This is a genomic window from Rhizobium sp. R634 (genome assembly GCF_002211305.1).
In the GTDB taxonomy this organism is placed as follows: domain Bacteria; phylum Pseudomonadota; class Alphaproteobacteria; order Rhizobiales; family Rhizobiaceae; genus Rhizobium.
The window spans coordinates 178,057-204,587 of sequence record NZ_LOKW01000025.1 but is presented as its reverse complement, the minus strand read 5'-3'; the positions used below and the strand labels follow the sequence as shown (position 1 = coordinate 204,587).

24 protein-coding genes and 1 pseudogene are annotated in these 26,531 nt (G+C 61.9%); 6 read left to right on the top strand and 19 right to left on the bottom strand.

The features are described from left to right. Positions 1-24: 24 nt before the first annotated feature. Genes ATY77_RS23925 through ATY77_RS23915 form a run of 3 tightly spaced genes read right to left on the bottom strand, consistent with a single transcriptional unit; the run spans position 25 to position 3,093 of the window. On the bottom strand, positions 25-1,845 hold the full coding sequence (locus ATY77_RS23925; RefSeq protein WP_088689117.1) for an ABC-F family ATP-binding cassette domain-containing protein: 1,821 nt from the start codon (positions 1,843-1,845) through the stop codon (positions 25-27). Positions 1,846-1,848: 3 nt separating this feature from the next. Then, the gene (locus ATY77_RS23920) at positions 1,849-2,505 is read right to left on the bottom strand and encodes a thiamine diphosphokinase (protein ID WP_190237692.1); all 657 of its coding nucleotides are present in this window, start codon (positions 2,503-2,505) and stop codon (positions 1,849-1,851) included. A 57-nt stretch (positions 2,506-2,562) separates the two neighbouring features. Further along, complete coding sequence (locus tag ATY77_RS23915; protein WP_190237691.1) at positions 2,563-3,093, bottom strand: MarR family winged helix-turn-helix transcriptional regulator; 531 nt, start codon at positions 3,091-3,093, stop codon at positions 2,563-2,565. 112 nt (positions 3,094-3,205) lie between these two features. Here ATY77_RS23915 and ATY77_RS23910 point away from each other — a divergent pair. Further along, positions 3,206-4,742, top strand: a pseudogene (locus ATY77_RS23910) (MDR family MFS transporter). A 385-nt stretch (positions 4,743-5,127) separates the two neighbouring features. Next, complete coding sequence (locus ATY77_RS23905) at positions 5,128-6,672, top strand: M48 family metalloprotease (RefSeq protein ID WP_088689115.1); 1,545 nt, start codon at positions 5,128-5,130, stop codon at positions 6,670-6,672. Between the two features lie 51 nt (positions 6,673-6,723). Here the strand turns inward: ATY77_RS23905 and ATY77_RS23900 are convergent, their stop codons facing one another. From ATY77_RS23900 to ATY77_RS23880, 5 genes are all read right to left on the bottom strand, one after another. Continuing rightward, complete coding sequence (locus tag ATY77_RS23900) at positions 6,724-7,587, bottom strand: RNA polymerase factor sigma-32 (protein WP_018244054.1); 864 nt, start codon at positions 7,585-7,587, stop codon at positions 6,724-6,726. Positions 7,588-7,961: 374 nt separating this feature from the next. Further along, the gene (locus tag ATY77_RS23895; RefSeq protein ID WP_003543775.1) at positions 7,962-8,534 is read right to left on the bottom strand and encodes a CarD family transcriptional regulator; all 573 of its coding nucleotides are present in this window, start codon (positions 8,532-8,534) and stop codon (positions 7,962-7,964) included. 393 nt (positions 8,535-8,927) lie between these two features. Beyond that, the gene (gene fdxA / locus ATY77_RS23890; RefSeq protein ID WP_049733327.1) at positions 8,928-9,266 is read right to left on the bottom strand and encodes a ferredoxin FdxA; all 339 of its coding nucleotides are present in this window, start codon (positions 9,264-9,266) and stop codon (positions 8,928-8,930) included. A 195-nt stretch (positions 9,267-9,461) separates the two neighbouring features. After that, positions 9,462-9,863, bottom strand: a complete 402-nt coding sequence (locus tag ATY77_RS23885; protein ID WP_088689114.1) for an RNA-binding S4 domain-containing protein — start codon at positions 9,861-9,863, stop codon at positions 9,462-9,464. A gap of 2 nt (positions 9,864-9,865) precedes the next feature. Beyond that, positions 9,866-13,063 carry a helicase-related protein gene (locus ATY77_RS23880; RefSeq protein ID WP_088689317.1) on the bottom strand — a complete coding sequence of 1,066 codons (3,198 nt, stop codon included), beginning with the start codon at positions 13,061-13,063 and terminating at the stop codon, positions 9,866-9,868. Positions 13,064-13,858: 795 nt separating this feature from the next. Here ATY77_RS23880 and ATY77_RS23875 point away from each other — a divergent pair. Then, positions 13,859-14,014, top strand: a complete 156-nt coding sequence (locus ATY77_RS23875; RefSeq protein ID WP_017962528.1) for a DUF3309 family protein — start codon at positions 13,859-13,861, stop codon at positions 14,012-14,014. 27 nt (positions 14,015-14,041) lie between these two features. Continuing rightward, positions 14,042-14,302 carry a glycine zipper domain-containing protein gene (locus ATY77_RS23870; protein ID WP_009991900.1) on the top strand — a complete coding sequence of 87 codons (261 nt, stop codon included), beginning with the start codon at positions 14,042-14,044 and terminating at the stop codon, positions 14,300-14,302. A 614-nt stretch (positions 14,303-14,916) separates the two neighbouring features. On the opposite strand, the gene ATY77_RS23865 is transcribed toward ATY77_RS23870, so the two are convergent. Continuing rightward, positions 14,917-15,642, bottom strand: a complete 726-nt coding sequence (locus ATY77_RS23865; protein WP_088677461.1) for a beta-ketoacyl-ACP reductase — start codon at positions 15,640-15,642, stop codon at positions 14,917-14,919. 72 nt (positions 15,643-15,714) lie between these two features. Further along, on the bottom strand, positions 15,715-16,896 hold the full coding sequence (locus tag ATY77_RS23860) for an acetyl-CoA C-acetyltransferase (protein ID WP_088689113.1): 1,182 nt from the start codon (positions 16,894-16,896) through the stop codon (positions 15,715-15,717). 241 nt (positions 16,897-17,137) lie between these two features. On the opposite strand from ATY77_RS23860, the gene phaR reads away from it, so the two are divergent. Beyond that, entirely contained in the window at positions 17,138-17,710 is a 573-nt protein-coding gene (gene phaR / locus ATY77_RS23855; protein ID WP_088677459.1) for a polyhydroxyalkanoate synthesis repressor PhaR, read from the top strand. On the opposite strand, the gene ATY77_RS23850 is transcribed toward phaR, so the two are convergent. From ATY77_RS23850 to mtgA, 5 genes are all read right to left on the bottom strand, one after another. Continuing rightward, complete coding sequence (locus tag ATY77_RS23850) at positions 17,705-18,112, bottom strand: hypothetical protein (protein ID WP_088689112.1); 408 nt, start codon at positions 18,110-18,112, stop codon at positions 17,705-17,707. The two genes, phaR and ATY77_RS23850, sit on opposite strands and share 6 nt — an antisense overlap. Positions 18,113-18,370: 258 nt before the next feature. Next, entirely contained in the window at positions 18,371-18,556 is a 186-nt protein-coding gene (gene rpmF / locus ATY77_RS23845; protein WP_003543812.1) for a 50S ribosomal protein L32, read from the bottom strand. Positions 18,557-18,712: 156 nt separating this feature from the next. Next, on the bottom strand, positions 18,713-19,360 hold the full coding sequence (locus tag ATY77_RS23840; RefSeq protein ID WP_088689111.1) for a glutathione S-transferase family protein: 648 nt from the start codon (positions 19,358-19,360) through the stop codon (positions 18,713-18,715). A 13-nt stretch (positions 19,361-19,373) separates the two neighbouring features. After that, complete coding sequence (locus tag ATY77_RS23835; protein ID WP_088689110.1) at positions 19,374-20,096, bottom strand: DUF1868 domain-containing protein; 723 nt, start codon at positions 20,094-20,096, stop codon at positions 19,374-19,376. A gap of 96 nt (positions 20,097-20,192) precedes the next feature. Continuing rightward, a complete protein-coding gene (mtgA, locus tag ATY77_RS23830; protein WP_190237690.1) occupies positions 20,193-20,930 on the bottom strand; it encodes a monofunctional biosynthetic peptidoglycan transglycosylase in 738 nt (245 codons plus the stop codon). A 134-nt stretch (positions 20,931-21,064) separates the two neighbouring features. Between mtgA and ATY77_RS23825 the strand changes: the two genes are divergently transcribed. After that, complete coding sequence (locus ATY77_RS23825; protein ID WP_088689109.1) at positions 21,065-21,979, top strand: polyprenyl synthetase family protein; 915 nt, start codon at positions 21,065-21,067, stop codon at positions 21,977-21,979. Positions 21,980-21,987: 8 nt separating this feature from the next. Here the strand turns inward: ATY77_RS23825 and hisC are convergent, their stop codons facing one another. The 4 genes from hisC to ATY77_RS23805 form a co-directional block, all read right to left on the bottom strand. Then, complete coding sequence (gene hisC / locus ATY77_RS23820; RefSeq protein WP_088689108.1) at positions 21,988-23,049, bottom strand: histidinol-phosphate transaminase; 1,062 nt, start codon at positions 23,047-23,049, stop codon at positions 21,988-21,990. Between the two features lie 16 nt (positions 23,050-23,065). Further along, a complete protein-coding gene (gene ispG, locus ATY77_RS23815) occupies positions 23,066-24,316 on the bottom strand; it encodes a flavodoxin-dependent (E)-4-hydroxy-3-methylbut-2-enyl-diphosphate synthase (protein WP_088677453.1) in 1,251 nt (416 codons plus the stop codon). A gap of 96 nt (positions 24,317-24,412) precedes the next feature. Next, positions 24,413-25,606 (bottom strand): MFS transporter, encoded by a 1,194-nt coding sequence (locus tag ATY77_RS23810; RefSeq protein WP_088689107.1) that lies wholly within the window; start codon positions 25,604-25,606, stop codon positions 24,413-24,415. 65 nt (positions 25,607-25,671) lie between these two features. Next, the gene (locus tag ATY77_RS23805; protein WP_088677451.1) at positions 25,672-26,448 is read right to left on the bottom strand and encodes a DeoR/GlpR family DNA-binding transcription regulator; all 777 of its coding nucleotides are present in this window, start codon (positions 26,446-26,448) and stop codon (positions 25,672-25,674) included. Positions 26,449-26,531 lie beyond the last annotated feature (83 nt).

Here is a 26,531-nt window from a genome sequence, read left to right as displayed (position 1 = left end):
GTGAGCCGTCGAAGCTGGGAAGGCTCAGCCCTCCAGTTCCTCCCGCAGCATTTCGAGCTCCAGCCATTCCTCTTCCATCTTCGTGAGGCCGGCACGCAGCTTCTCCATCTCGGCGGCCAGCCGGTTGAAGGCGGCGGGGTCGCGGGTGAAGAGGTTGGGATCGGCCATCACCTGTTCGCGCTTGGCGATCTCTGCCTCGGCCTTGGCCATCTCCTTGGGCAGGTTTTCCAGCGCGAATTTCTGCTTGAAGGAAAGCTTGCTCTTCGAGCCGCCGCCGGATGGTGCTGCCTCCTGCGTCTTCGGCTTCTCCGCCGCCTTTTCGGCCTTCCTGCGCTCTTCGAGCGCGCCCTTGCGCTGCGCCAGCATGTCGGTGTAGCCGCCGGCATATTCGATCCACCGGCCGTCGGGCGCATCCGGCACCGCCGGCGCGATCGTCGACGTCACGGTGCGGTCGAGGAAATCGCGGTCGTGGCTGACGAGGATGACGGTGCCGGGAAAACCGGCGACGATTTCCTGCAGGAGGTCGAGCGTCTCGATGTCGAGATCGTTGGTCGGTTCGTCGAGGATCAACAGGTTTGCCGGACGCGAGAGAATGCGCGCCAGCATCAACCGGGCGCGCTCACCGCCGGAGAGGCTTCTGATCGGCGTCCGCGCCTGTTCCGGCTGGAACAGGAATTCCTTCATGTAGCCGGTGACGTGGCGCTGCTCGCCGTTGACGAGCAGGTTTTCGCCGCGCCCGTCGGTCAGATAATTGGCGAGCGTATCCTCCGGATCGAGATCCTCGCGCTTCTGGTCGAGCGTGGCGATCTCCAGATTGGTGCCGAGCTTCACCGTGCCGCTGTCGGGAGAAAGCTGCCCCGTCAGCATCTTCAGGAGGGTCGTCTTGCCGGCGCCGTTCGGCCCGACCAGGCCGATGCAATCGCCGCGATGCACCCGGATCGAGAAGGGCGCAACGATCACGCGGTCGCCGAAGCTCTTGGTGATCTTGTCGGCTTCTATGACCAGCTTGCCGGATTCCTGCGCATCCGAGGCCGTCGCCTGCACCGTGCCCTGCGGCCCCTTGTGGCCGCGATATTGCGAACGCATCGTCTGCAGCTCGCCGAGGCGGCGCATATTGCGCTTGCGCCGCGCCGTGACGCCGTAGCGCAGCCAGTGTTCCTCGCGCTCGATCGCCTTGCCGAGCTTGTGCTGCTCCAGCTCCTCGGCCTCCAGCACCTGATCGCGCCAGGCTTCGAAATGCCCAAACCCCCTGTCGAGTCGGCGTGACGTGCCGCGGTCGAGCCAGACGGTCGCCGTCGAGACCTTTTCGAGGAAACGCCGGTCGTGCGAGATCAGCACCAGAGCGCTGCGGGTTTTCTGCAGCTCGCCTTCCAGCCATTCGATTGTGGGAAGGTCGAGATGGTTGGTCGGCTCGTCGAGCAGGAGAATGTCGGGTTCCGGCGCCAGCACGCGGGCAAGGGCCGCCCGGCGCGATTCACCGCCGGAAAGGTTTTTCGGATCTTCCTCGCCGGTCAGTCCGAGATGGGACAGAAGGTAGGTGACGCGATAGGGATCGTCGCCCGGCCCGAGGCCCGCCTCGGCATAGGCCTGAACCGTGCTGAAGCCGGCAAAATCGGGCGCTTGTTCGAGATAACGCACCGTCGAGGATGGATGGCGGAAGACCTCGCCGGACTGCGCCTCGACCATGCCGGCGGCGATCTTCAACAGCGTCGACTTTCCCGAGCCATTGCGCCCGACGAGACAGATCTTGTCGCCGGGCTCGACCTGCAGGGAAGCGCCAGCCAACAGCGGCGCGCCGCCGAAGCTCAGGAAGATATCGTCGAGTTTCAGAATGGGAGGGGCCAAAAATCAGACTCCGGAAAGATCATAGGGTCGGGCAAGCACGATCGCCCGGCCGCTGCCGAGCGAGAAGCGAACCTTGCCTTCCGCGACATTGGAAATGGTGCGCGACGAGCCGAACGGCAGATGGAAATCTGTCAGCGGATAACGCGCATTTTCGATGGAAAGTCCCTTCAGCTCACTGAAACCGGGAACGGAAAACAGGCTGCCCTTGGGAAGGTCCAGTTCGATCGTGCCGGCAAGCAGCGGCACCGCCTCTTCCCTGCCGGAGGTCAGCAGTACGTCGAAACCCTCTTCGGCGAGACTGACGGCCGACAGCAGATGCTGAAGCGCATGGTCGGAGCGTTCGCCGCCGAGCGCGCCGACGAGGACAAGACACCGGGCGCCCCGCGCGATCGCCTCCGAAACCGCGATTTCGCCGTCCGTCGCTGCCTTTGCCGTGGGATAAGGCTGTTTCGGCACGTGGGGAAATGCGCCGTCCAGGTCATCAGGCGTCGAATCGAAATCGCCGACCCAGAGCTCCGGCGTGACACCGAGTGCCGCCGCGTGCCGCATGCCGCCGTCGGCGGCGATGAAACGGCTGCCGGCGACGACATGGCGCAGCCGTTCCGTCAGGCTGAGTTCGCCGCCGAGCAGGATGGTGAAGGTGGATTGGCTCATGGGCATTGCCCTTAGCGCAAACGGGGGGTCAAGGGGAAGGGGCCTAGGGATCAGCGGGTTTTTTCAGCCCGGCGTATCCTTGTCGCGCGACAGGAAGACCGCCTCGTAACCGCCGATGAAGCGTTCAAAAAGGGCTGCGAAGCGTTCGACATCCTCCTGCTGCCAGTCGGAGACGATTTCGGAGATGACCGCTAATTTCTGCGCGAGGATCGCGGCAAGCAGGTCCTGGCCGGCCGGCGTGATGACGACGACGATCCGCCGCGCGTCGGCCTGCGAGGCCTCGCGGCGCAGCACGTTGCGCCCGACCATCTCGGCCACCACGCGGCTTGCCCGTGATGGATCGATGCGCAGCATCTCCGCGATCATGCCGACCGTGACCTCACCGGCCGGCTGCGCCCTGCGCACGGCATCGAGCACATCGAGATGCGAAAGTTCGAGGCCCGGCGCAGCACTCTGGATCGCCAACCGCCCGATCAGCCGCCGCCCGGTCATCAGCCGCATGCGCGCCATGCTCCGGCCGATGCGCGGCACGTTTTCGCCGTCCGGATCGGCCGGGTTTTTCGACAGGTTCTTCGTCATCGCGTCATTCATCATAGGACCATATCAGAGCGGACTCGGAAAATAAATATGCTGGTGTCATTCATGTGCCATTGACAATTATATGCTAATAGCACATAAAGACATCTCAAACCGGAATGTCATCCCCATGGACATGCAACTCGCGCCTGCGCCGCTCGTGACGGATCCCCGTCGCCGGCTCATCCTCTTCTTCTTCCTGATGACGGCCATGTTCATGGCGACGCTTGATAATCAGATCGTTTCCACGGCGCTGCCGACCATTGTCGGCGAATTCGGCCATCTCGAGCGCTTCGGCTGGATCGGTTCGGCCTATCTCCTGTCGCTCAGCGCCGTCATGCCGCTCTACGGCAAGCTCGGCGATCTCTTCGGCCGCAAATATGTGATGATGACGGCGATCGCGATCTTCACGGCCGGCTCGGCGGTCTGCGGCCTTGCGGTCTCGATGAACACACTGATCGCCGCGCGCGTGCTGCAGGGGCTCGGCGGCGGCGGCATCATGGTCTCGATCTTCTCCGTCAACGCGGACCTGTTCGAGCCGCGGGAGCGGGCGCGCTACCAAAGCTATTCCAGCCTCGTGCTGATGGCATCGGGCGCGATCGGCCCGGTGCTCGGCGGCACGATGAGCGATCTCTTCGGCTGGCGCTCGATCTTTCTGGTCAATGTGCCGATCGGCTTCATCGTGCTCACCGGCCTCGCCTTCATGCTGCCCTACCGAAAGCCGCATCGCCGTCCCAAGATCGATTATGCCGGCGCGCTCCTGCTCGCACTGACCACAACGAGCATCGTGCTCGCCACCGACAGCAGCGAATTGTTCGGCTCGTTGATCTCGCCGCAGAGTATCGGCATCGTCGCCTTCGGCGCCGTCTGCGCCGTCGCCTGGGTCCTCGTCGAGCGCCGCGCGCCGGAGCCGATCGTGCCCCTGCAGCTCTTTCGCAATTCGACCTTCAGCCTGCTCCTGGTGATCTCGGTCATGGGCGGCGCCATCGCCATCGGCATGGTCAACTATCTCGCTCTCTTTCTACAGACCACGACCGGCCTTTCACCCTCCGCCGCCGGCCTTCTCTTCATTCTGCTGACCGGCGGCCTCGTCTGTGGATCGCTGTCCGCGGGCCGCATCATCTCGACGACCGGACGCTACAAGCCCTTCGCCATCGCAAGCCTCACCTGCAGCGCCGTCGCCTTCGCCCTGATGTCGCAGGTCCATGCGGGAACGCCCATCGCCTTTATCGGCGCGATCATGATGCTGCATGGCATCGGCATCGGTCTCGCGCAGCAGGTTCCCGTCATCGGCGTGCAGAATGCCGCACCCGCCCGCGACGTCGGCGCCGCGACCGGCGCGGTGACGCTGTCGCGCATGGGAGGCGCCTCGATCGCCATTTCCATCTATGGCGCCATCATCGCCTCCGATCTCGGCAAGGTCGGCGTCTCCATTCCCGGCGTCGCCGACATAGAGCAGCTGACACCGAAGATGATGGCCTCCCTTCCCGAGGCCAGCCGCCAGGCCGTCGCCGATCTCTATGCCGCCGCCTTCTCGCCGCTTTTCATGACTTTCAGTGCCATCGCTCTCACCCGGTCTCGTCGCCGCATTCCTATTGAAGCCGGTGCAACTGCCTCGCGCCGGCAAGACGGCGGCGCAAACGCCGGCCGCGGAAGCTGCGGAATAGCCGAATCGCCGGAATGCTTCATCGGAAGAGGTTCGGGAATTCGCCGCATCCATCCTCAGTTGTAAAATTCCCGCTGGATTGCCTTCGCCGGGCCGGTTACTTCAATCGGCCCGTTCTTTTTCCGCGCCGCCGACGAATCTCATCCTGGTGATGGAACTTTCGCCATAATTTCATCCGAGCGAAGGAGAGCTTCAACCTCTGAGGCATTGCCAAAATGCAACGCCGCCACATTTAAACAGAGTCTCGCTATGCAACCGATGCGTAAATCAGCTACAGCAACGACTCGTATCGGCCGTTTGTGCAGCGCGAGATCAGGGGCAGGCACCTGTTGAATTCCCCTTGCCACGGCCGGTCCGAACATGCGGCAAACCGGCAAAACAGCGACATGATGCGGAGAACCAGACTGGACTGCTTGACGACGTGGACATCGCTTGCGCTTTCCAGTGATGCCGTTTCCGCGCCGCGCCGCTTCGCGCGTCGCCTGATGCTGCTTTCGGCCATGGCAATCGCGCTGAACGGTTGTCAGTCGCTGATCGAACAGTCCTATCAGCCGAGCGTGTCGCCGTCTTCCAATCCGCAGATCGTTGACGAAGTGCAGAAGAACGATCCGCGCGCCGCGATGGGCGCCCGCGAGCATCCGCGCATCGTGGCAAGCTACGGCGGCGAATACAAGGACGCCAAGACCGAGCGGCTCGTCGCCCGCATCGCCGGAGCGCTGACGGCGGTGTCGGAAAATCCCAGCCAGTCCTACCGCATCACTATTCTGAACTCGCCGGCCATCAACGCCTTCGCCCTGCCGGGCGGCTATCTCTACGTCACCCGCGGCCTGCTTGCGCTGGCCAACGACGCCTCCGAGGTCGCGGCCGTATTGTCGCACGAAATGGGCCACGTGACTGCGAACCACGGCATCGAGCGGCAGAAGCGCGAAGAGGCCGAGGTCATTGCCAGCCGCGTCGTCGCCGAGGTTCTATCGAGCGATATTGCCGGCAAGCAGGCGCTTGCCCGCGGCAAGCTGCGGCTCGCCGCGTTCTCCCGCCAGCAGGAACTGCAGGCCGATGTGATCGGTGTGCGCATGCTCGGCGAAGCCGGCTACGATCCCTATGCCGCCGCCCGCTTCCTCGATTCCATGGCGGCCTACAGCCGCTTCATGTCGGTCGACCCAGAGGCCGATCAGAGCCTCGACTTCCTGTCGAGCCATCCGAATTCCGCCCAGCGCATCGAGCTTGCCCGCACCCACGCCCGCGCCTTCGGCCAGGAGGGTTCCGTCGGCGACAAGGGCCGCGACTATTATCTCGACGGCATAGACGGCCTGCTCTATGGCGACAGCCCGGAAGAGGGCTATGTCCGCGGCCAGACCTTCCTGCACGGCGGCCTCGGCATCCGCTTCGACGTGCCGCCGGACTTCAAGATCGACAACAAGGTCGAAGCGGTCATGGCGACCGGCCCGAACGATATCGCCGTCCGCTTCGACGGCGTTGCCGACAACCAGAATCAGAGCCTGACCAATTATATCTCCAGCGGCTGGGTGACCGGCCTCGATCCGTCGACCATCCAGCCCGTCACCATCAACGGCATGGAAGCCGCGACCGCCCGCGCAAGCGCCGACCGCTGGGATTTCGACGTTACCGTCATCCGCAACAATTCGCAGATCTTCCGCTTCCTGACGGCCGTCCCGAAAGGCAGCGACGCCCTCGAACCGACCGCGAACGTCCTGCGCGCAAGCTTCCGGCGCATGACGCCGGCCGAGACCGCCTCGCTGAAGCCGCTGCGCATCCGGGTCGTCACCGTCCGTCCGGGCGAGAACATCTCGACGCTTGCCGCCCGCATGATGGGCACCGATCGCAAGCTCGATCTCTTCAAGCTCATCAACGCCCTGCCGACGGGTGCGGCGGTTTCGCCCGGCGATCGCGTCAAAATAATCGCCGAATAAAAAAGCCCGGCTCGCGCCGGGCCAGTCAGTGCTGCTGGAAGGTAAAGACGTTCAGGCGTAGGCCGCCATATGCGGGTCGGCGCTGACGAGCGCGCTGCGAAGCTTCTCCATCGCCCGGCTTTCGATCTGGCGCACCCGTTCCTTGGAAATGCCGAGATCGGCGCCGAGCTCTTCAAGCGTGGCGCCGTCTTCCGCCAGACGCCTTGCGCTGATGATCTTCATCTCGCGTTCGTTGAGGTGTTTCAGGGCCGAGGCGAGCCAGACGCGGCGGCGCTCGCCGTCGATCATGTTGGAAACCTGTTCGTCCGGCAGGGGATCGTCACTGACGAGGAAATCCATCTTCTCCGCACTCTCCGCATCGCCGGAGACCGACGGCGCCTGCAGCGAAGCATCATTACCGGAAAGCCGCGCATCCATCGTCTGCACATCGGCGAGGCTGACGCCCAGCGCCGCGGCGATCTCCTGATGAATGGATTGCAGCGTGAGCTGCGTGTCGCCCTTGGCAAGCTTGGCGCGCAGACGGCGCAGATTGAAGAACAGCGCCTTCTGCGCCGAGCTCGTGCCGCCGCGCACGATCGACCAGTTGCGCAGGATATAGTCCTGGATCGATGCCCTGATCCACCAGCTGGCATAGGTCGAAAAGCGCACATCGCGTTCGGGCTCGAAGCGAGCGGCGGCCTCCAGCAGGCCGACATAGCCCTCCTGCACGAGATCGCTCATCGGCAGGCCGAAATTGCGGAACTTACCGGCCATGGAAATGACGAGACGCATATGGGCCATGGCGATCTGGTTGCGCGCCCCGCGGTCGTCGTGATCCTTCCAGCGGGTGGCGAGATCGTGTTCTTCCTGACGGGCGAGATAGGGAGCGGCCATCGCGATTTTGATCATGCGCCGATCTGCAGACATGTTCTTCATTTCGATCTCCTGAAACAGGCCTCTCGCCCAAAATGAACAATAAAACTCACATTCCGGAACATCGCTGTCCGGACCGAATCGGTTCTGAATGCATAAAAGGCCTCGCCCCTGGACTTTTCAGGGGGAGGCCCTATGTCTCATCATGTGCCGGTAAGACGGCTGGGCTGGACCTGTTTCTTCACGCTGCCGGATGGGCAAGACTGAAAAGGCATGATCCGCTCCTCATCGAACATTGACGGAATAGCGGTTCGCCCGTCGAGGCATTGCCTGGCGAGCAGTCCGCAATTACGTGTGTTAACGCGCCAGCGCGGAAAAAGTTCCAATAAAAAACCCGGCTCGAAGGCCGGGTTTTTTGATGGAGTAGACAGGCCGCCTTATGCGGCTTCGTCCTGCGAATCGTCTTCTTCGATTGCCTTGCCACGCTTCGGCCCCTTGTTGAGATTGGTCTCGACGAGGCGGACGGCTTCGGTTTCCGACATCTTGTTGACGGCGGCGATTTCGCGCGCCATGCGGTCGAGTGCAGCTTCATAGAGCTGGCGTTCGGAATAGGACTGCTCGGGCTGGTTCTCGGCACGATAGAGATCGCGCACGACCTCAGCGATGGAAATCAGATCGCCGGAATTGATCTTGGCATCATATTCCTGGGCGCGGCGGGACCACATGGTGCGCTTGACGCGTGCCTTGCCCTGCACGACCTTCAAAGCACGCTCGACGAAATCCGTTTCCGAAAGCTTGCGCATACCGATGCTCATGGCCTTCGCGACCGGCACCTTGAGGCGCATCTTGTCCTTTTCGAAATCGATAACGAAAAGTTCGAGCTTCATGCCGGCGACTTCTTGCTCTTCGATAGCGGTGATGGTACCGACGCCATGAGCGGGGTAGACGATCGATTCACCGGTCTTGAAGCCGTGACGTGCTGTAGAAGGCTTTTTCTGCTGAGTCGTCATTCTATTCAAAAACTCCCTGTTACGCTTCCGGCGGCGGCCGGAGCCGGGTCAGTCAGGCCCGGATGAGACGGGTAGATCCGTCGGGTGACTTCACTCTGGTCCCATCAGGCAAAAGCAAATATGTCTTGCGCGCGATCTTGGGATGCGACGCTCAAGGCGTTGATATGTCACGGAAACCGTGGGACGGATTTGTTTTGCTTTCGTGATGGTTTTGGGCATGCGTCATGCCACAAATGGAACAGTGCACGGAACCTATCACAAAAATATGAGGAAATCAATAATTTGCTTCGCTTGAGTCATGCGGGCAACACACGTCACCCATATGCCAGGCGCAGGATTTAAAACGTTTCACCGCATGGCCGCCCGAATTCGGGCACCGAATGTGACGGTTCCTCAGTCGCCGGAACCGGGCTTCTCCGAGAAATACTTCTCGAACTTTCCGGTCTCGCCATCCATTTCCTTGGCCTCGGGCAACGGATCCTTCTTGACCGTGATATTCGGCCAGATGCTGGCATATTCCGTGTTGATCTTCAGCCACTTATCAAGGCCCGGCTCGGTATCCGGCTTGATCGCCTCGGCGGGACATTCCGGCTCGCAGACGCCGCAATCGATGCATTCGTCGGGATGGATGACGAGGAAGTTCTCGCCTTCATAGAAACAGTCGACGGGGCAGACTTCCACGCAGTCGGTGTATTTGCACTTGATGCAATTGTCGGTCACGACATAGGTCATGAAGAACTCCAGGATTTCCATGCAGATGGGGCCGGGCAACCTGGAACGTCGCGCCTATCCCCGTGCCGGAGGAACAGCGTAGGCAGGCTTGAGAGGCAAGCACGCGGTCCGGCGGGTTGTCAGTCACGTATCGGCTTTGGCGCCGGATTTCAAGGACAAACGATCTGCAAAAACCGCCGCCGCAGGCAGAGTTTTCTAATCCTCGTCCGACATCAGCTTGTCGATCGCGCGTCTTTCCTTTTTGGTGGGACGGCCGCTGCCGGTCGCTCTGATTGCCTGCTCGTAAGGGGTGAGGCGTTTTGCCTCACCTGGCGGGGACAGGTCTTCATAGAGCAGCCGCGCCTCCTCGTAAGGCCCTCGCCGCTCGCCGGCAAGGCGTACGACGAGAACGACGTCGCGCCGCTCGAGCGTCAGCTCGACGCGGTCTCCCGGCTTGACCATCTGGCTCGGCTGACTGCAGCGCTCGCCGTTGATGCGCACGTGGCCCGACTGCACATGGCTCTGCGCCAGCGAGCGCGACTTCACCATGCGCGTGAAGAACAGCCATTTATCGATGCGCTGGCGCGAACCGTTTGCCGGCTGTGTCTCCCCGCTCATGATTACTTCTTCATCTGCTCCTTGAGGGCAGCGAGCTTGGCGAAAGGCGAATCCGGATCGATCGGCTTCTCCTTGCGCGGCGGCTTGGCCTCGAAGCGCAGCGGCTGCGAGCCGCGATTGTTGTTGCGATCGTTGCGATCATTACGCTCGCCGCGATCCTTGCGGTCGCCACGGTCCTGCCGGTCGCCGCGCGGCTGGTCACCTCGTGGCTGGTTGTTGCGATCGCCTCTTGCCTGCTGCGGCCTGCCGCCGTCGCGGCCGTCGCCGTCCTTGGCGCGGTTGTGGCGATTGTTGTCGCGGCCGTCACCGCCGCGATTGCCTTCGCCGCCACCTGGGCGGCGATTTCGGTCGCCGCGTTCCTGGTTCTGGCCGCGTTCCTGGCCTTGACCACCACGGCGTTCGCCATGACCGCCGCGCGCCTGGCGCTGGTTGTCGTTGCGGCCGCCGAGACGCCACAGAAGAACAGGCTTCGGTTCGACCGGCTCGCCGGCTTCCTCAGCAGCGGATCCCTCCGCCGGAGCGGCTGCCTCAGCTGCTTCGGTGGGCGCCTGGGTCTCGCTGGTGTCCGCGACCGACGCATCGGCGGCTGCCGCCGCCTCGGTTGCGGGCGCTTCGGCAGCGGTCTCCTCCGCCGATGCATCGGCGTCGTCGTGATCGGCTTTTTCGGCCGTCTCGTCCGCCGGCGCTTCCGCAGAGGCGGCAGGCGCGGAAGCCGTATCCTGCGCCGCAAGATGGGCAGACGCTTCCTCAGCCTTCACGGCATCGGCGCGATAGCCGAGACCCTTGAGGATTTCCTCCATATCCTCGAGCGTCGCGCCGAGGATCGACAGCATCGCCGTCGTCGTCGTGAAGCGGCGGCCGTCATAAGCGCCTTCCGGACGGTTGCTCTGGCCGGGCTTCCATTGCAGCAGCGGACGGATGATGTCCGCCAGCCGTTCGAGAATATCGATGCGCACGGCACGCTTGCCAAGGAAACGGAAGCCGGCGAGCTTGTAGAACATCCGCTCGAAGCTCGGATCGGTGACGACGGAGGTGCGCCCGGCCGCAAGCACCGGAATGAGATCGCCGTAGCCGGGCTTGTCCAAACCATCGTTCTTCAGCGCCCAGAGCAGCGTGATGAGTTCGGCCGGGGCCGGCTTCAGAAGTGCGGGAACGAAAATGTGGTAGGCGCCGAACCGCACGCCGTAGCGGCGCATGGAGGCGCGCGCTTCCTGGTCCAGCGACTTCACCTCTTCCGTCACATCGCGGCGGAAGAGCACGCCGAGATTCTCGACGAGCTGGAAGGCAAGCCCCTTGGCGAGACCCTGCAGGTCTTCGGCGCGCGACAGATCGTCGAGCGGCTTCAGCACCGTGCTGATATGATGATTGACGAAGCGCTCGATCCGCGCGGCGACGTGATCGCGGGCATTGCCCGTCAGCTGCTCGTCGGCGAGCAGAATCACCCGCGGGCGCATGACGTGATCGCTGCCCGAAAGCCGCGCCACCGGATCGCCGAGCCAGCGGATCAGCCCATCCGAGCCGATCGCCAGGTCGCTATTGCCGGCGGCATGCAAGCGGGCCGCACGGGCTTCGAATTCGAGCGCGAGCGCCTTCTGCGACGCAGCCTGAACCGCCTTGGCATCCGGTCCGTCCGTTCCCGCCACCGGCGTGAAACGGAATCCGCTCAACTGCCCTACATGATGTCCTTCAACGAAGACATCGCCATTCACACTGATTTCAGCTTCCAGCATCGCATTCTCTCTCAGGCGCTTCATGAGCACAGATGTCCTGCGATCAACAAAGCGTTTCGTCAACCTTTCATGTAACGCATCGGACAATCGATCTTCGATTTCCCGCGTCTTTTCCTGCCAATGTGTCGGATCGGCCAGCCAGCCGGGCCGATTCGAAACATAGGTCCAGGTCCTTATCTGCGCGATTCGCGCCGAAAGCGTGTCAATTTCCCCATCAGTCCGATCGGAGCGATGCACCTGCTCCGCGAGAAACTGCTCGTTCACCGTGCCATAGCGCACGAGATCGGAAAAGAGGGTCGAAATAAGATCGGCATGTTGTGCGGGAGTGATACGCCGGTAGTCGGGCAGCGCGCAAGCCTCCCAAAGTTTTTCGACGCGCGCCGGCCTGTCGGCGAGGTCGATTACTTCGGGATAGCGCGAAAGCTGCTCGAGCGCCTGCTGGTCGACCGCGGGCAGCGCCCGCGTCAGCCCCGGCACGCGCGGCCCGGCCTCGAGGCTCGCCCGCAGCGACTGGATCGAGGAGAAGTCCATCTCGGTCGTGCGCCACTGCAAGACCTTGACGTTGTCGAATTCATGCCCCTCGATGCGCTGCACCAGCTCCTCGTCGAAGGGCGAGACCTGTCCGGTGACGCCGAAGGTTCCGTCCCGCACATGCCGCCCGGCGCGCCCGGCGATCTGGCCGAGTTCGGCCGGATTGAGATTGCGGAACTGGTAGCCGTCGAATTTCCTGTCCTGGGCGAAGGCGACGTGGTCGACATCGAGGTTGAGGCCCATGCCGATCGCATCGGTCGCCACCAGATATTCAACGTCGCCCGCCTGGTAGAGCGCCACCTGCGCATTGCGGGTGCGTGGGCTGAGCGCCCCCAGCACGACAGCCGCGCCGCCGCGCTGCCGGCGGATGAGCTCGGCGATGGCATAGACCTCGTCGGCGGAAAAGGCGACGATGGCCGAGCGCTGCGGCAGCCGGGTGATCTTCTTCTGCCCGGCGTAGAACAGATGCGAAAGCCGCGGCCGCTCGACGATCGTGATGCCGGGCAGGATCTGCTGCAGGATCGGCCGCATCGTCGCCGCACCGAGCAGCAGCGTTTCTTCGCGACCGCGAAGATGCAGGATACGGTCGGTGAAAATATGGCCCCGCTCGAGATCGCCGGCGAGCTGCACCTCGTCGATCGCAACGAAGGCGGCCTTGGTCTCTCGCGGCATCGCCTCGACCGTGCAGACGGAAAAACGCGCATTGGGCGGCGAAATTTTTTCTTCGCCGGTGACCAGCGCCACGTTCTGTACGCCGACCTTCTCCACCACCCGCGTATAAACCTCGCGCGCCAGCAGCCGGAGCGGCAGGCCGATCACGCCGGTTCCGTGCGCAACCATGCGCTCGATGGCATAATGGGTCTTGCCGGTATTGGTCGGCCCGAGCACGGCGGTCACACCGCGCCCGCTCAGAATCATCGGCTGCGAAGTCAGAGTCATCGGTCCATGCAAACGAGGCGGGCAGCCCCAGGAAAATCTGCTCCTCCGGATGGAGGCACAGAACACATGGACAGCCGCCGCCGCAAACGCAAGGGAAGATTTCAAAATGCTGATCGGAATTACGACCTTTGCGAGTCGTCCGGAACACTCGACTTCGCGATTCGGAACACCCTGAGAACGAATCAGCGACGAATCGCTGACTCCCGCTGATTCAGCTTTTGTTCACGGCTAAGTATTGATTTTGAATCACTTTTTCCCACTAGATGCTGAATCGCGAGACTCACGCTCATCCTCATTTTCGCCGCCGCGCTCGACGATTTTCGGTCCCGCGCCGGCAATCGAAAATTGCGCCCGAAATTAACGTCTCGACCAAAGCCGGAACGAATCGGCGACGAATCGCCGACCGCGCCGTTTTCGCCTTTCGTTCACGGCCATATCTGGTGGCCGGGTTCGGCTGGAGCGCTAGATGCGGATCGCTGGAAATCATCTCGTTGCGCATGTCGGCATCGGCATTAATCTTTGCAGGGCCGGATTCAGAAGGCGTTAAGCCGAACCGGCCGATATCGGCGTACCGATCAAAAACGGAACGAATCGCTGACGAATCGGCGACATCGGGACTTTCTCCCTTTGTTCACCGCAACATATTGTATTTAAACATCTTTTTAACCATATGAATGGGTTTTCGAGATAACGGGAGCTGGAACCCGCCACATTTACTGGCTTAACCGGGAACAAAAATCGCCAATACGTGTTTTCAATCCATCCAAATTGCGGATGAAATGAAGGAAACACACCATGCTTGGCACGATACTTCTTATTATCCTCATTCTGCTCCTGATCGGAGCCTTGCCGAATTGGGGTTACAGCCGTGGCTGGGGCTATGGACCTTCTGGCGGTTTGGGGCTAGTTCTCGTGATTATCATTATCCTTGTACTAATGGGCCGCATCTAAGGCCCACCTAACCTGGGGAGTTACGACATGATGAAGAAGATCGTTCTTATTGGCGCGCTCGTCGGCGCTTTGGCATCCTGCACGGCGACCGAGCAAGGCACGGCGATCGGCGCCGGCACCGGCGCGGTCATCGGTGGCGCCGTCACCAACAGCTGGGGTGGTGCCGCAGTCGGCGCCGTTGCCGGCGGTCTGACCGGCGCCCTCATCGGCCAGTCGGTCGAACGCCGCGGCTACTGCATCTATCGCGACCGCTACGGCCGCCGCTACGAGGCCCGTTGCCGCTACTGATCGGCGAAAAGCATATCGGACTCCCAACGGGCGCTTCTGCGCCCGTTTTTCTTTGCCGGTTGCCTCCGTCAACAGGACGTTGACGATCGGTCGCAAAAGTCAAACCTACCGCTGGTCACGACACGGGCACATATTCTTTCATGAGCACAAGGGCAGGCAGAAGCCGCCCGGGCAGGCAAGAGCCGTCCGGGGCAGCCAAACGGCCCGTGCCTCTGAAAGGAATGCTTCCATGGCCCAGATTTTTCTGAACTCCGCCGTCGCGGTCCTTATCGCCTCGGCTTTCCTGACAACGGCGATCTCAGCTCTTCGCGGCGAAGATCGCTCGTTGCGGAAAGTGCCGGTCAAAGTGCGCGCGAAGCGTCATCAGACTGGCCGCCGCTCTTAGGTTTTGTGAAAACAAATCAGAGGCCCACAGCATCGCCGACGCCGGCATATGCCTGGCAGATCGGTTTGAGCGCGGTAAATTCCCAAACCGACGATGTGCAAGACGCACTCATTTCGCTGCTGGCATCCTCGGCCTAGTTGAAGGCCGAGGATGCTGCATATCGACTGGAGCCGATGCTCGGGGACAGGCCGGGCATGGCGAAGAGAGGGCTTTCCCAGCCCGTCATGCGCTAGACGAAGAACTGTCCGCCATTGGCCGTCAGCGTCGAACCGGTGATGAAGCCGGCATCGTCGGAGGCGAGGAAGGTGACGCAGCGCGCGATTTCCTCAGGCTCGCCGAGACGGCCGACGGGGATCTGCGGGATGATGCGCTCGTTCAGTACCTTCTCCGGCACGGCGAGCACCATCTCGGTGCCGATGTAACCCGGGCAAATGGCGTTGACGGTGATGTTCTTCGCCGCCCCTTCCTGAGCGAGCGCCTTGGTGAAGCCGAGATCGCCGGCCTTGGCGGCGGAATAATTCGCCTGGCCCATCTGGCCCTTCTGGCCGTTGATCGACGAGATGTTGATGATGCGGCCGAAGCTGCGGTCGCGCATGCCGGTCCAGACCTGGTGCGTCATGTTGAACAGGCCGGTGAGGTTGGTGTTGATCACCTCATGCCACTGCTGCGGCGTCATCTTGTGGAACATTGCATCGCGGGTGATGCCGGCATTGTTGACGAGGATTTCGACCGGCCCGATCTCGCTTTCGACCTTGGCGATGCCCTCGCCGCAGGCGGCGTAATCCGAAACATCCCATTTGAAGACCGGCACGCCGGTGGTCTCGTGGAAGGCTTTGGCTTTCTCGTCGTTGCCGGCATAATTGGCGGCAACCCTGTATCCGGCATTTTTCAACGCCACGGATATTGCCGCACCGATGCCGCGTGTACCCCCTGTGACCACTGCCACTCTGCTCATGTTCCGCTCCCTCTCCTTGTTCTATGCCCGCCTCCCGGCGGGCTTTTCAATCAATGACGGATCGTATGCTATTTAAAGTGCTTCGAAGCACATGGCGACACCCATGCCGCCACCGATGCAAAGCGTGGCAAGGCCCTTCTTCGCGCCGCGGCGCTTCATTTCGAACAGCAGCGTGTTGAGAACACGCGCGCCGGAAGCGCCGATCGGATGGCCGATCGCGATCGCTCCGCCGTTGACGTTGACGATCGAGGGATCCCAGCCGAGATCCTTGGTGACAGCGCAGGCCTGCGCCGCGAAGGCCTCGTTGGCCTCGACAAGATCGAGGTCGCCGACCGACCAGCCGGCCTTTTCGAGCGCCTTGCGCGAAGCTGGGATCGGGCCGGTGCCCATGATCGAAGGATCGACGCCGGCCGTCGCCCAGGAGACGATGCGGGCGAGCGGCTGGATGCCGCGGCGCGTCGCTTCGGTTTCGCTCATCAGCACTGCGGCGGCAGCACCGTCATTGAGACCGGAGGCATTGGCGGCTGTCACCGTGCCTTCCTTGTCGAAGGCCGGGCGCAGCTTGCCCATCGCCTCCAGCGTGGCGCCGTGGCGGATATATTCGTCGGCATCGACGGTCACATCGCCCTTTCGCGTCTGGATGATGTAGGGAATGATCTCGTCCTTGAAGCGGCCGGCCTTCTGTGCCGCCTCCGCCTTGTTCTGCGAGGCGACCGCGAACTGATCCTGCTCGTCACGCGACAGCTGCCACTGGCGCGCGATATTCTCGGCGGTGATGCCCATGTGGTAGCCGTGGAAGGCGTCGGTCAGGCCGTCCTTGATCATCGTGTCGACCATCTTCGCGTCGCCCATCTTGACGCCGCCGCGCAAGTGCATGGCATGCGGCGCCATCGACATGGATTCCTGGCCGCCGGCAACGATGATCTTGGCGTCGCCGGTGGCGATCTGCTGCATGCCGAGCGCGACGGCGCGCAGGCCTGAGCCGCAGAGCTGGTTGACGCCCCAGGCCGTCGCTTCCTTCGGAATGCCGGCCTTCATCGCGGCTTGACGGGCGGGGTTCTGGCCCTCGCCGGCGGCAAGCACCTGACCGAGGATGACCTCATCGACTTCGCCGGCATCGACGCCGGCGCGCTCGAGCACACCCTTGATCGCGGCCGCGCCGAGTTCATGTGCAGGGACCGTTGCGAAAGCGCCGTTGAACGAACCGACGGCGGTCCGGCCTGCGCTGGCGATGACGATGGATGAATTGCTCATGGGGAGGCTCCTCGCTTTTTTCGTCCCACTTACATAAGTGGAAACTGGCAAAGCTTTGAGCGCAAGTCAAACGCGAACACCGGCCGCCGGCATTTTTCGGCGGCACGCCACCAAAGCCGATTCATCTGGTCTGTTAAAGGTTTGCCGCAACGCACAAAGAGATTGTCACCGGCCTTCTTTTGCGTTTACAGTCTGAGGTGGAGGAACATCCATAAATCAGACGGGGGTTCAGGAGACTGATATGGCGAAGAATGAGGGTCAGATTGTCATCAAGAAATACGCCAATCGCCGCCTGTATAACACAGGCACCAGCACTTATGTGACGCTGGAAGATCTGGCGGAAATGGTGAAGAAGGGCGAAGATTTTATCGTCCAGGATGCAAAAAGCGGAGATGATATTACCCATTCGGTGCTGACCCAGATCATCTTCGAGCAGGAATCGAAGACCGGCAACACGCTGCTCCCGATTTCCTTCCTGCGCCAGCTCATCACCTATTACGGCGATCAGATGCAGATGGTCGTGCCGAGCTTCCTCGAACATTCGATGCGCGCCTTTACCGAACAGCAGGCCCAGATGCGCGAACAGGTGAACCGTGCCTTCGGCGAAACGCCGCTCGGCAAGAACCTGCAATTGCCGATGCAGATGGTCGAGGATCAAGTACGCCGCAACACCGAGCTGTTTCAGCAGGCGATGCAGATGTTCTCGCCCTTCATGACGCCGCCGGCCAAGGAAAGCCGCAAGGCCGAAGCCAAGGATATCGACGAACTGAAGGAACAGCTTCGCGCCCTTCAGAACAAGCTCGACAACCTATAATCCGATAGAGACATCCCGCCCGGCGCTTCGGATCGAGACGGCAAAACCGCCGATCACATCGATCAGAGCGATCGTCATCAAAATGAAGAATACCTGTGTCGCAGCATCCTGGACGAGCAGAAACTCGACCAGGAAGGCGATGAACACCAGCATCGACAAGATGTGGTTGAGCAGGTTGCCGGGGCCGGTTCTGGTTGCCTTCAGGATTTCGAAGAACAGAACCACAAGCGCTATGACGATGAAGAGATCGCCGAGCGCCATGCTCCAGATCGCGCCCGATAGCATCGACAATACGATAATGTCATGCTGCAGCGCTGCAATGCCGCCGTCGCCCATCATGCCGAGCATCGCCAGATTGTAGAGAATAAACGGGATAATCATCAGCGGCATTGCGGCAATCATCGGCAATCTCCTTAGAGCATGATGCCGAAAAGTGTGAGCGGTTTTCGGGCGACATCATGCTCTAACTCTTTAATTTAGAACAGGATTCATATTTTAGGCCAAAAGGGCCTAAAATCATCCTGTTCTAGCGGCTGGAAGAATACTGCCGCAAACCGTCGGCTCACCGCAAGTGACCTCAAAGATTATATCGCCGGAATGCAAAAGGCCGGCGTGACGCCGGCCTTGAAACTTTACGATCGGACGAGCCGGATCGGAAAATTATGCGCTTTCCTTCGGCGTCAGAACCTGGCGGCCGCGATACATACCGGTCTTCAGGTCGATATGGTGCGGGCGGCGCAGTTCGCCGGAGTTCTTGTCTTCGACGTAGGTCGGAGCCTTCAGTGCATCTGCCGAACGGCGCATGCCGCGCTTGGACGGGCTCGTTTTTCTCTTCGGTACAGCCATTTTTCTTACTCCACTTGCGGGCAAAACATTCCCACGGCCAGACTGGCGGCCGAAACGGACATGTCGCGATTTCGGAAATTTTGCGCGCTTATACATGCAAGGGGCGGCCTTGACCAGTCCCCATGCGCATTTTTTGCGAAGCCGACGAATCGAGCCTCAGACCTCGTCTTCCGCGACAATCCAGGACTCGGCGCGGGCCGCCTCTTCCCATTTCCGCCAGGCCGGATGCGCCTTCATCGTCTTCATATAGGCCAGCGTATCATCCTGGCTGACGAGATCATAGATGTCGAAGCGGTTGACGACAGGCGCGAACATCGCATCCACGCCGCTGAACGTGCCGAAAAGAAACGGACCGCCGGATTTCTGCAGAAGGTCGCGCCAGATCGTCTCGATACGGCCGACATCGGCTTCGACGCCTTCCGGCAGCGCGATCTTGCCCTTCGGCCTGCGGATATTCATCGGGCAAGCATTGCGCAAGGCCCGGAAGCTCGAGAGCATCTCCATCGAAACCGAACGGGCGAGCGCCCGGTCGGCGCGATCAGCGGGCAGGAGGCCGGCATCCGGATGAAGCTCGGCGGCATATTCGATGATCGCCAGCGATTCCCAAATCTTCAATCCGCCATGCTGCAGAAGCGGTACGCGGCCGGTCGGCGAGATGGCTTTGATATCCGGATTGCCGCCGGGATAGTCGAAGGGGATCAGGATTTCCTCGAAATCGACGCCGGCGCCCGTCAGCGCCATCCATGGCCGGAACGACCAGGACGAATAGTTCTTGTTGCCGATGTAAAGCGTCGGTCTGTTCATGGGCTTCTCCCGTTCAGGCGTCGATATCGAAAATCAGCAGTTCGTGGAAATGGTTCATGTCGTCAAACACGCAGAATGCCGGCGGCGTCAGCTCCAGGACGGGTGCCTTGCGGCGGATATCCGCGGCCACCGCGTCGAGCATCGCCTGCCAGCGCGGCAAGGCTTCATCCTCCAGCCATTCGATCGGATAAGCGAAGGTGATGTGAAATTTGTAATCCAGATGGTTCGGCTGGCGATAGCCGAGAAGATCGGCGAAGGCATTGCGCCAGGCGCGCATGATCTGACGGTCGTTCTCCGTCGCCCCGTCGACCAGCAGGCCTGACGGGCGGGCTCCGACGACGGCGACCTTGAAAGGCTCCGCCATCGAAAAACCTTCGAGCCGCGCCGCCAGCAGCGCGGTCATGTCGTCAATCGGCGCATCGAGAGGGAGATCGCGCGGCCAGCACTCCTGCCGCCGCCTGGTCTCGATGATGCCCTCGAAAAGCGTCATATGAAGGCTCGAAATCGGCGTGAAGAGGAACTGCGGAGCCTCGGGCATCGCCAGATATTTTTCGCGCGCCTCGATCAGCACCGCCTGCGTCCGCGACGCCTCCTCGACATGACAGACGATGGTATTGCCGGCTTCCGGCAGGAAGCCGGCAGCCTTGCGATAACGGCTGCCGAGATGGGCGGGCGGATTTGGATTGTGCCTCTTCGAATAAAGAAGAAGCTCGGGAGAAAAGGTCATGGCGGTCATGGGCGACTCGGGGGTTCTGGTTGGACTGTATTCGCCCATATGGCAGAACCAAGAATGTCAGATGACGCCTGCCGCTTCTAACGACAAGTTCTGATCTCATTCATAGATGCACTTGATGTAATCGCCTGAGCCCTGCGCACGCCTTTCGATGACACCCGCCAGCCGGCGAAGGCCGCGTCCCGGCTTACCGGCATTGCGGTCGATCGGGTTCGGCAGCGAAACGGCGAGCAGCGATGCCTGGCGCCGCGTCAGCTTCGAGGCCGACACCTTGAAATGATGCTGGGCGGCCGCCTCGATGCCGTAAATGCCGGGACCCCATTCGGCGATATTGAGATAGATTTCCATCAGCCGCCGTTTCGACAGGACGAAATCCGTGGTGACGGCGAGCGGAAGCTCCATCGCCTTGCGCACGAAGGAGCGGCTGTTCCACAGGAAGAGGTTTTTCGCCGTCTGCATCGGAATCGTACTGCCGCCGCGCGTCGCCTGACCTTTGAGCGTATCCTCGACCAGCATGCGCATCTCGGCCCAGTCGACGCCGCCATGGAAACAGTATTGACCGTCTTCCGACATCATGACCGACTGCACCAGAACCGGCGCAACCTCGTCCAGGGAGACCCATCTGCGGTCATAGCCGCGCAGCAAGAGGAGATCGCGCAGCATCAGCGTCGAGACGGGATGGATGAAGGGCAGCAGGTAGAGGAAGATCAGGACGTAGGGAAGGACCAGCACGGCCACCAAGCCGAGAACGATGCGCTTGAGCACAGGCCGATCTTCGAACCATCGCCGACGGGCCGGCATGTCGGCGATATCCTCTGTCTCCGGCGCTATATCCAATGTCCCCAGTCCACTTCGCTCCCTGTCGTTCTCATAACGCCTGTGAGCCGCTTATGCCAGAGCACATGGGAAATCTTGCTGCAGTCATCGACAATTCCGTTGCAAGCCCCGGTGCCCCATGCCAAACAGCGCCCATGGACGCGAACCGGGACACCTTCGAAACGAGGCTCAGCAAGAACGCCCGCGAGACCGAGGCGCTGCTCGACACGTTGCTGTCACCGAGCCCCCTTTCCGATGAAATTGCCCGACCCGATACGCTGCGCAGCGCCATGCATTATGCCGTGCTGAACGGCGGCAAACGGCTGCGCCCCTTCCTTGTGACGGAAAGTGCCGCCCTCCTCGGCGGCGACGCGCAGGCCGCTCTTCGCATTGGCGCAGCACTCGAATGCGTTCACTGTTATTCCCTCGTGCATGACGATCTGCCGGCGATGGACGATGACGATCTGCGCCGCGGCAAGCCGACCGTGCATATCAAGTTCGACGAGGCCACCGCGATCCTTGCCGGCGACAGCCTGCTGACCTACGCCTTCGACATCATCGCAGCGCCGGAAACGGCTCTTCCCGATACAAGCAAAGCGGCGCTGGTGCTGGCTCTTGCCCGCGCCGCCGGCCTTGGCGGCATGGCCGGCGGCCAGGCGCTCGACCTGGCGGCGGAAAAACAGGCGCCCGACGAAGCGGGCATCATCCGCCTGCAGGCGATGAAAACAGGCGCGCTGATCCGCTTCGCCTGCGAAGCCGGCGCCATCATCGCTGGAAACCCGCCGGAAGATCGCCGCCGCCTGCGTGCCTTCGGCGAAAAGATCGGCCTGGCCTTCCAGCTCGCCGACGACATTCTCGACCTGACCTCGGATGCCGCGACCATGGGCAAGGCGACCGGCAAGGATGCGGCCCGCGGCAAGGGAACGCTGGTCGCACTCCACGGCATGGATTGGGCCGAGACCGAACTCCGCCAGCATGTCCGCGATGCCGAGGATCTGCTTGCCCCCTACGGCGCCCGTGCCTCGATCCTCACCGCAGCGGCGCATTTCATCGCCGACCGGAAGAGCTGATCGGAAAGTCAGGCGATCAATATTTCCTTCAGAGCCGAAACCAGCCGGGCACATTCTTCATCCGTGCCGATGCTGATGCGCAGGAATTCCGAAATGCGCGGCTTGGCGAAATGCCGGACGAGGACGCCGCGCTCCCGCAGCGCGGCGTTCAGTGCCGCGCCGGACCGGCTTTCATGCCTTGCGAAAATGAAATTCGCCTGCGACGGCAGGACCTCGAAATTCAGCGCTTCGAGCTCGCGTACGAGGTTTTCCCGACTGGCGATGATTTTCCGCCGGCATGTCTCGAACCAGGCTTCGTCCCGGATCGCCGCCGTGGCGGCGACCTGCGCCAGCTGATCGAGCGGATAGGAATTGAAACTGTCCTTGACGCGCACCAGCGCCTCGATCAGATCCCGCTGCCCCAGCGCGAAGCCGACCCGCAGACCCGCGAAGGAACGGGATTTCGACAGGGTCTGGACCACGAGCAGGTTTGGATATTTGGAAATCAGCGGCACGGCGCTTTCACCGCCGAAATCGACATAGGCCTCGTCTATCACGACGACCGCATCCGGATGGGCGGCAAGAAGCGCCTCTACCCCGGTCAGCGGCAGGCCGGTACCGGTCGGCGCATTCGGATTGGGAAGGATGATCGCGCCGCACGGCCTATCGTAGTCCGACAGCCGGATTCGGAACTGCTCATCGACCGGCACCTCGATCGCTTCGATCTCGTATAGCAGGCTATAGGTCGGATAGAAGCTGTAGCTCACATCAGGATAAAGGAGCGGCAGCTCATGTTTCAGCAGCGCCTGAAACGTGAGAGCGAGAACCTCGTCCGAGCCGTTGCCGACGAAGACTTCTTCCGCCGCGAGCCCAAAACGCGCCGCGATCGTTTCGCGCAATTCGGTGGCGGCGGGATCGGGATAGAGCCGCAGGCGATCGTCCGCCGCTTGCCGGATCGCTTCCAACGCCTTCGGCGAAGGCCCGTAGGGATTCTCGTTGGTATTGAGCTTGACGAGGCCGGGGATGCGGGGCTGCTCCCCCGCGACATAGGGCCGAAGCGTGCTGACGATATCAGACCAGTACCGGCTCATCTGATCTCGCGGATCTTCATTCCGCGGCCGTCCGCCGGCCGAAACGCTTCTCGATATAATCGATGACAAGCGCCTCGAAATCGGAAGCGATATTCGGCCCGCGCAGCGTCAGCGCCTTCTTGCCATCGATGAATACGGGCGCGGCCGGCGTCTCGCCGGTGCCGGGAAGCGAAATGCCGATATCGGCATGTTTGCTTTCGCCCGGCCCGTTGACGATGCAGCCCATGACGGCGACGTTCAGCGCCTCGACACCGGGATACTTCTCGCGCCAGACCGGCATGTTCTTGCGGATATCGTTCTGAATGTTCTGGGCGAGTTCCTGGAACACCGTCGAGGTCGTGCGGCCGCAGCCGGGACAGGCGGCAACGACGGGCACGAACTGACGAAAGCCCATGACCTGCAGGATTTCCTGCGCCACCTGGACCTCACGCGTGCGATCGCCGTTCGGCTCGGGGGTCAGAGAGACACGGATCGTATCGCCAATGCCATGTTGCAGCACGAAGCCCATCGCCGCCGACGAGGCGACGACGCCCTTGGTGCCCATGCCGGCTTCGGTCAGGCCGAGATGCAGCGCATGATTGGAACGGTCGGCGAGCATGGAATTGACGGCGATAAGATCCTGCACCTGGCTGACTTTGGCCGACAGGATGATGCGGTTGCGCGGCAGGCCGATCTCTTCGGCAAGGGCGGCCGAAAGCAGCGCCGACTGCACGATCGCCTCGCGCGTCACCTGCCGGGCCGAAAGCGGCGAACCGGCTTCGGCGTTCTGGTCCATCAGCGCCGTCAACAGATCCTGGTCGAGCGAGCCCCAGTTGACGCCGATGCGCACCGGCTTGTCATAGCGGATCGCCATCTCGATGATCTCGGCGAACTGCTTGTCCTTCTTGTCCTTGAAGCCGACATTGCCGGGATTGATGCGGTATTTCGCCAGCGCCTCGGCGCAGGCGGGATGATCGGCAAGCAGCTTGTGGCCGATATAGTGGAAATCGCCGATCAGCGGCACATCCATGCCGAGCCGCAGCAGCCGCTCGCGGATCTTCGGCACGGCGGCCGCACTCTCGTCGCGATCGACGGTGATGCGCACCAGTTCCGAGCCCGCCCGGTGGAGCGCCGCAACCTGCGCCACGGTCGAATCGATATCGGCAGTATCCGTGTTCGTCATGGATTGCACGACGATCGGCGCACCGCCGCCGACGATGACGCCGCCGACATCGACGGCGACGGAAGCACGGCGCGGTTTCGGATCAAAATCGGCGGCTGACAACATGAAGAGCTCTTGCACCCCTAAAAATAGTGCCTTTCAGGTGGATCATGACCGCTTTCTTGTCAACCGCCTCCCATATCACTTTTGCTTGGAGGCCGCTCAGTGGCCGCCTCCGGAGACCCCGTCGGCATAATGGGCCAGCTTGGAGAACGCCAGTACGAACAGCAGCAGCACCGGCAGCGCCATGAAGACGACGGCAAAGCCGATATGCTCCGCGACGAATCCGATCACGGACGGCGCGACAAGCATGCCGGAATACCCCATGGTCGTGACGACCGAGATGCCGATGCCGGGCTTGAGGCCGGGAATGTTGCCGGCCGCCGAGAAGGCGATCGGCACCATGTTGGAAATGCCGATGCCGCAAAGGGCAAAGCCCAGGATGGCAATCTCCGCGTCCGGCGCGAGGCTGGCAAGCAGCATGCCGGCGATGGCAAACAGCGTGCAGATGCGCAGCGTCTTGACGCCGCCCAAACGGTCACGCACCAGGTCGCCGGCAAAACGCATAATCGCCATGGTCGCCGAAAAGGCTGCAAAACCGAGACCGGAAAGCGCGACCGACGCATTCATTTCCTGGCGGAGATAGAGCGCGCCCCAATCCAGCACCGCGCCTTCCGGCACCATGGAAAAGAGTGCCATCAGGCCCAGCAGCCATGGCAGCGGCACCATCGGCAGCTTGGTCTTTTCCTTCTTGGCATCGGGATGCGGCGGATCGGCGAGAATCATCGGCCAGGCGACGGCAAGAAAGATCGCGGCCAGCACCGTTGCCAGCTGCGCATGGCCGAGGATGCCGAGCTTGGAGATCACGATGCCGCCGAGGCCCGAGCCGATCAGGCCGCCAAGGCTCCAGAAAGCGTGGCAGGACGACATGATGGCGCGGCGCATGGATTTTTCGACCGAAACCGCATTGGCATTCATCGCCACATCCATCGCGCCGATGAAGCCGCCGAACAGGAAGAGCGCGATCGCCCCGGTGATCACGTTCGGGGCGAGCGTCAACGCCAGGAGCAGCGGCAGCACGCAGACGGCCGTTGCCCGAACGACGACACGCGAGCCGTGTTTGGCAATCTGCGCACCGGCGATCGGCATCATCACCAGAGAGCCGACACCGAAGATCAGGATCATCAGCCCGAGTTCGAACTTGGTCAGCCCGAGACGGTCGGCGAAATCGGGGATCTTGGGCGCCCAGCAGCCGACGACGAAGCCGTTCATGAGAAAGAGCAGGAAAACCGCGGCCCTGCTTCTGGTAATGAAGCCGCTCCTGGCTCCCCGCGGTGCACTCACATGACTGTCCATTTCTCGGTCTTTCCTCTTTGCCGGGTTTGTATGCACCCGGTTTTCCTAAACTCTATGACAGCGTCTCAGTTCATTTGCTCGGCGATGACGGTCCTGCATCCACGCTCGCGATAGCCCGCAAGGATGGCCGGATCAGCATCGTGCTCGACGACGAGGCATTCGCAATGTGCGATCGGCAGGATGCTATGTGGCGCAGCCGTGCCGAATTTCTCGGAGGTCACCGCCGCCAGCACTTTTCTGCTCCTGGATGCCGCAAACCGCTTGAATTCCGCATCTTCGAAGCCGAAAGCCGTGATCCCGGCTTCCAGGTCGACGCCGCAGGCGCCGAGAATGCAGAGATCGGGTGAAATTTGCTCCATATCGCGCAAGGCTTTGGCGCCGAGCGCGCCGCCCGTCTGCCGATCCACCATGCCGCCGATCAGGATGACGTTGACGGCAGGCTTGTCGATCAGCGCTGCGGCAATCACCGGCGCATTCGTCGCGGCCGTCAGTTCCAGTTCGCCCGGCAATGCATTGGCGATCGCCAGATTGGTACTGCCGGCATCGAAGAACACGCACGAACCGGCAGCGATCTGCTGTGCCGCGGCGCGGGCCAGCGCCTGTTTGCGGTCGGCGGCAAATCCCATGCGCTGCGTCAGGCTTCCATGCGCCGGCGATACCGGCAATGCGCCGCCATAGACCCGTTCGCAAAGCCCTGCCGCCGCCATCTCGCGCAGGTCGCGCCGCACCGTGTCCTCGGAGACGCCGAATTCAAGCGCCAGTTCCGCCGCCAGCACGCGGCCGTTCAGCCGCAGCCTCTCGGAAATCACACCTTGGCGCTCTCGCAACAGAAAATCCTGCATGTTTCTACCGGCTCAACAGCTGAAATAATGAAACCGTGCATAAACACTTACGATCGTGCAGGCAATATGCACGATCACACGTT

Excerpts from the sequence above, each read along its gene's own strand:
- ATY77_RS23870 (WP_009991900.1), top strand. The coding sequence starts at position 14,042 with ATGATGAAGAAGATCGTTCTTATTGGCGCGCTCGTCGGCGCTTTGGCA.
- fdxA (WP_049733327.1), bottom strand. The coding sequence starts at position 9,266 with ATGACCTATGTCGTGACCGACAATTGCATCAAGTGCAAATACACCGAC.
- ATY77_RS23810 (WP_088689107.1), bottom strand. The coding sequence starts at position 25,606 with ATGGACAGTCATGTGAGTGCACCGCGGGGAGCCAGGAGCGGCTTCATT.
- ATY77_RS23835 (WP_088689110.1), bottom strand. The coding sequence starts at position 20,096 with ATGACCGCCATGACCTTTTCTCCCGAGCTTCTTCTTTATTCGAAGAGG.
- ATY77_RS23905 (WP_088689115.1), top strand. The coding sequence starts at position 5,128 with ATGATGCGGAGAACCAGACTGGACTGCTTGACGACGTGGACATCGCTT.
- ATY77_RS23840 (WP_088689111.1), bottom strand. The coding sequence starts at position 19,360 with ATGAACAGACCGACGCTTTACATCGGCAACAAGAACTATTCGTCCTGG.
- ATY77_RS23880 (WP_088689317.1), bottom strand. The coding sequence starts at position 13,063 with ATGACTCTGACTTCGCAGCCGATGATTCTGAGCGGGCGCGGTGTGACC.
- ATY77_RS23865 (WP_088677461.1), bottom strand. The coding sequence starts at position 15,642 with ATGAGCAGAGTGGCAGTGGTCACAGGGGGTACACGCGGCATCGGTGCG.
- ATY77_RS23850 (WP_088689112.1), bottom strand. The coding sequence starts at position 18,112 with ATGATTGCCGCAATGCCGCTGATGATTATCCCGTTTATTCTCTACAAT.
- hisC (WP_088689108.1), bottom strand. The coding sequence starts at position 23,049 with ATGAGCCGGTACTGGTCTGATATCGTCAGCACGCTTCGGCCCTATGTC.
- ATY77_RS23915 (WP_190237691.1), bottom strand. The coding sequence starts at position 3,093 with ATGATGAATGACGCGATGACGAAGAACCTGTCGAAAAACCCGGCCGAT.
- ATY77_RS23805 (WP_088677451.1), bottom strand. The coding sequence starts at position 26,448 with ATGCAGGATTTTCTGTTGCGAGAGCGCCAAGGTGTGATTTCCGAGAGG.
- phaR (WP_088677459.1), top strand. The coding sequence starts at position 17,138 with ATGGCGAAGAATGAGGGTCAGATTGTCATCAAGAAATACGCCAATCGC.
- ATY77_RS23920 (WP_190237692.1), bottom strand. The coding sequence starts at position 2,505 with ATGCCCATGAGCCAATCCACCTTCACCATCCTGCTCGGCGGCGAACTC.
- ATY77_RS23860 (WP_088689113.1), bottom strand. The coding sequence starts at position 16,896 with ATGAGCAATTCATCCATCGTCATCGCCAGCGCAGGCCGGACCGCCGTC.
- ATY77_RS23895 (WP_003543775.1), bottom strand. The coding sequence starts at position 8,534 with ATGACGACTCAGCAGAAAAAGCCTTCTACAGCACGTCACGGCTTCAAG.
- ispG (WP_088677453.1), bottom strand. The coding sequence starts at position 24,316 with ATGTTGTCAGCCGCCGATTTTGATCCGAAACCGCGCCGTGCTTCCGTC.
- ATY77_RS23875 (WP_017962528.1), top strand. The coding sequence starts at position 13,859 with ATGCTTGGCACGATACTTCTTATTATCCTCATTCTGCTCCTGATCGGA.
- ATY77_RS23900 (WP_018244054.1), bottom strand. The coding sequence starts at position 7,587 with ATGAAGAACATGTCTGCAGATCGGCGCATGATCAAAATCGCGATGGCC.
- ATY77_RS23825 (WP_088689109.1), top strand. The coding sequence starts at position 21,065 with ATGGACGCGAACCGGGACACCTTCGAAACGAGGCTCAGCAAGAACGCC.
- rpmF (WP_003543812.1), bottom strand. The coding sequence starts at position 18,556 with ATGGCTGTACCGAAGAGAAAAACGAGCCCGTCCAAGCGCGGCATGCGC.
- ATY77_RS23885 (WP_088689114.1), bottom strand. The coding sequence starts at position 9,863 with ATGAGCGGGGAGACACAGCCGGCAAACGGTTCGCGCCAGCGCATCGAT.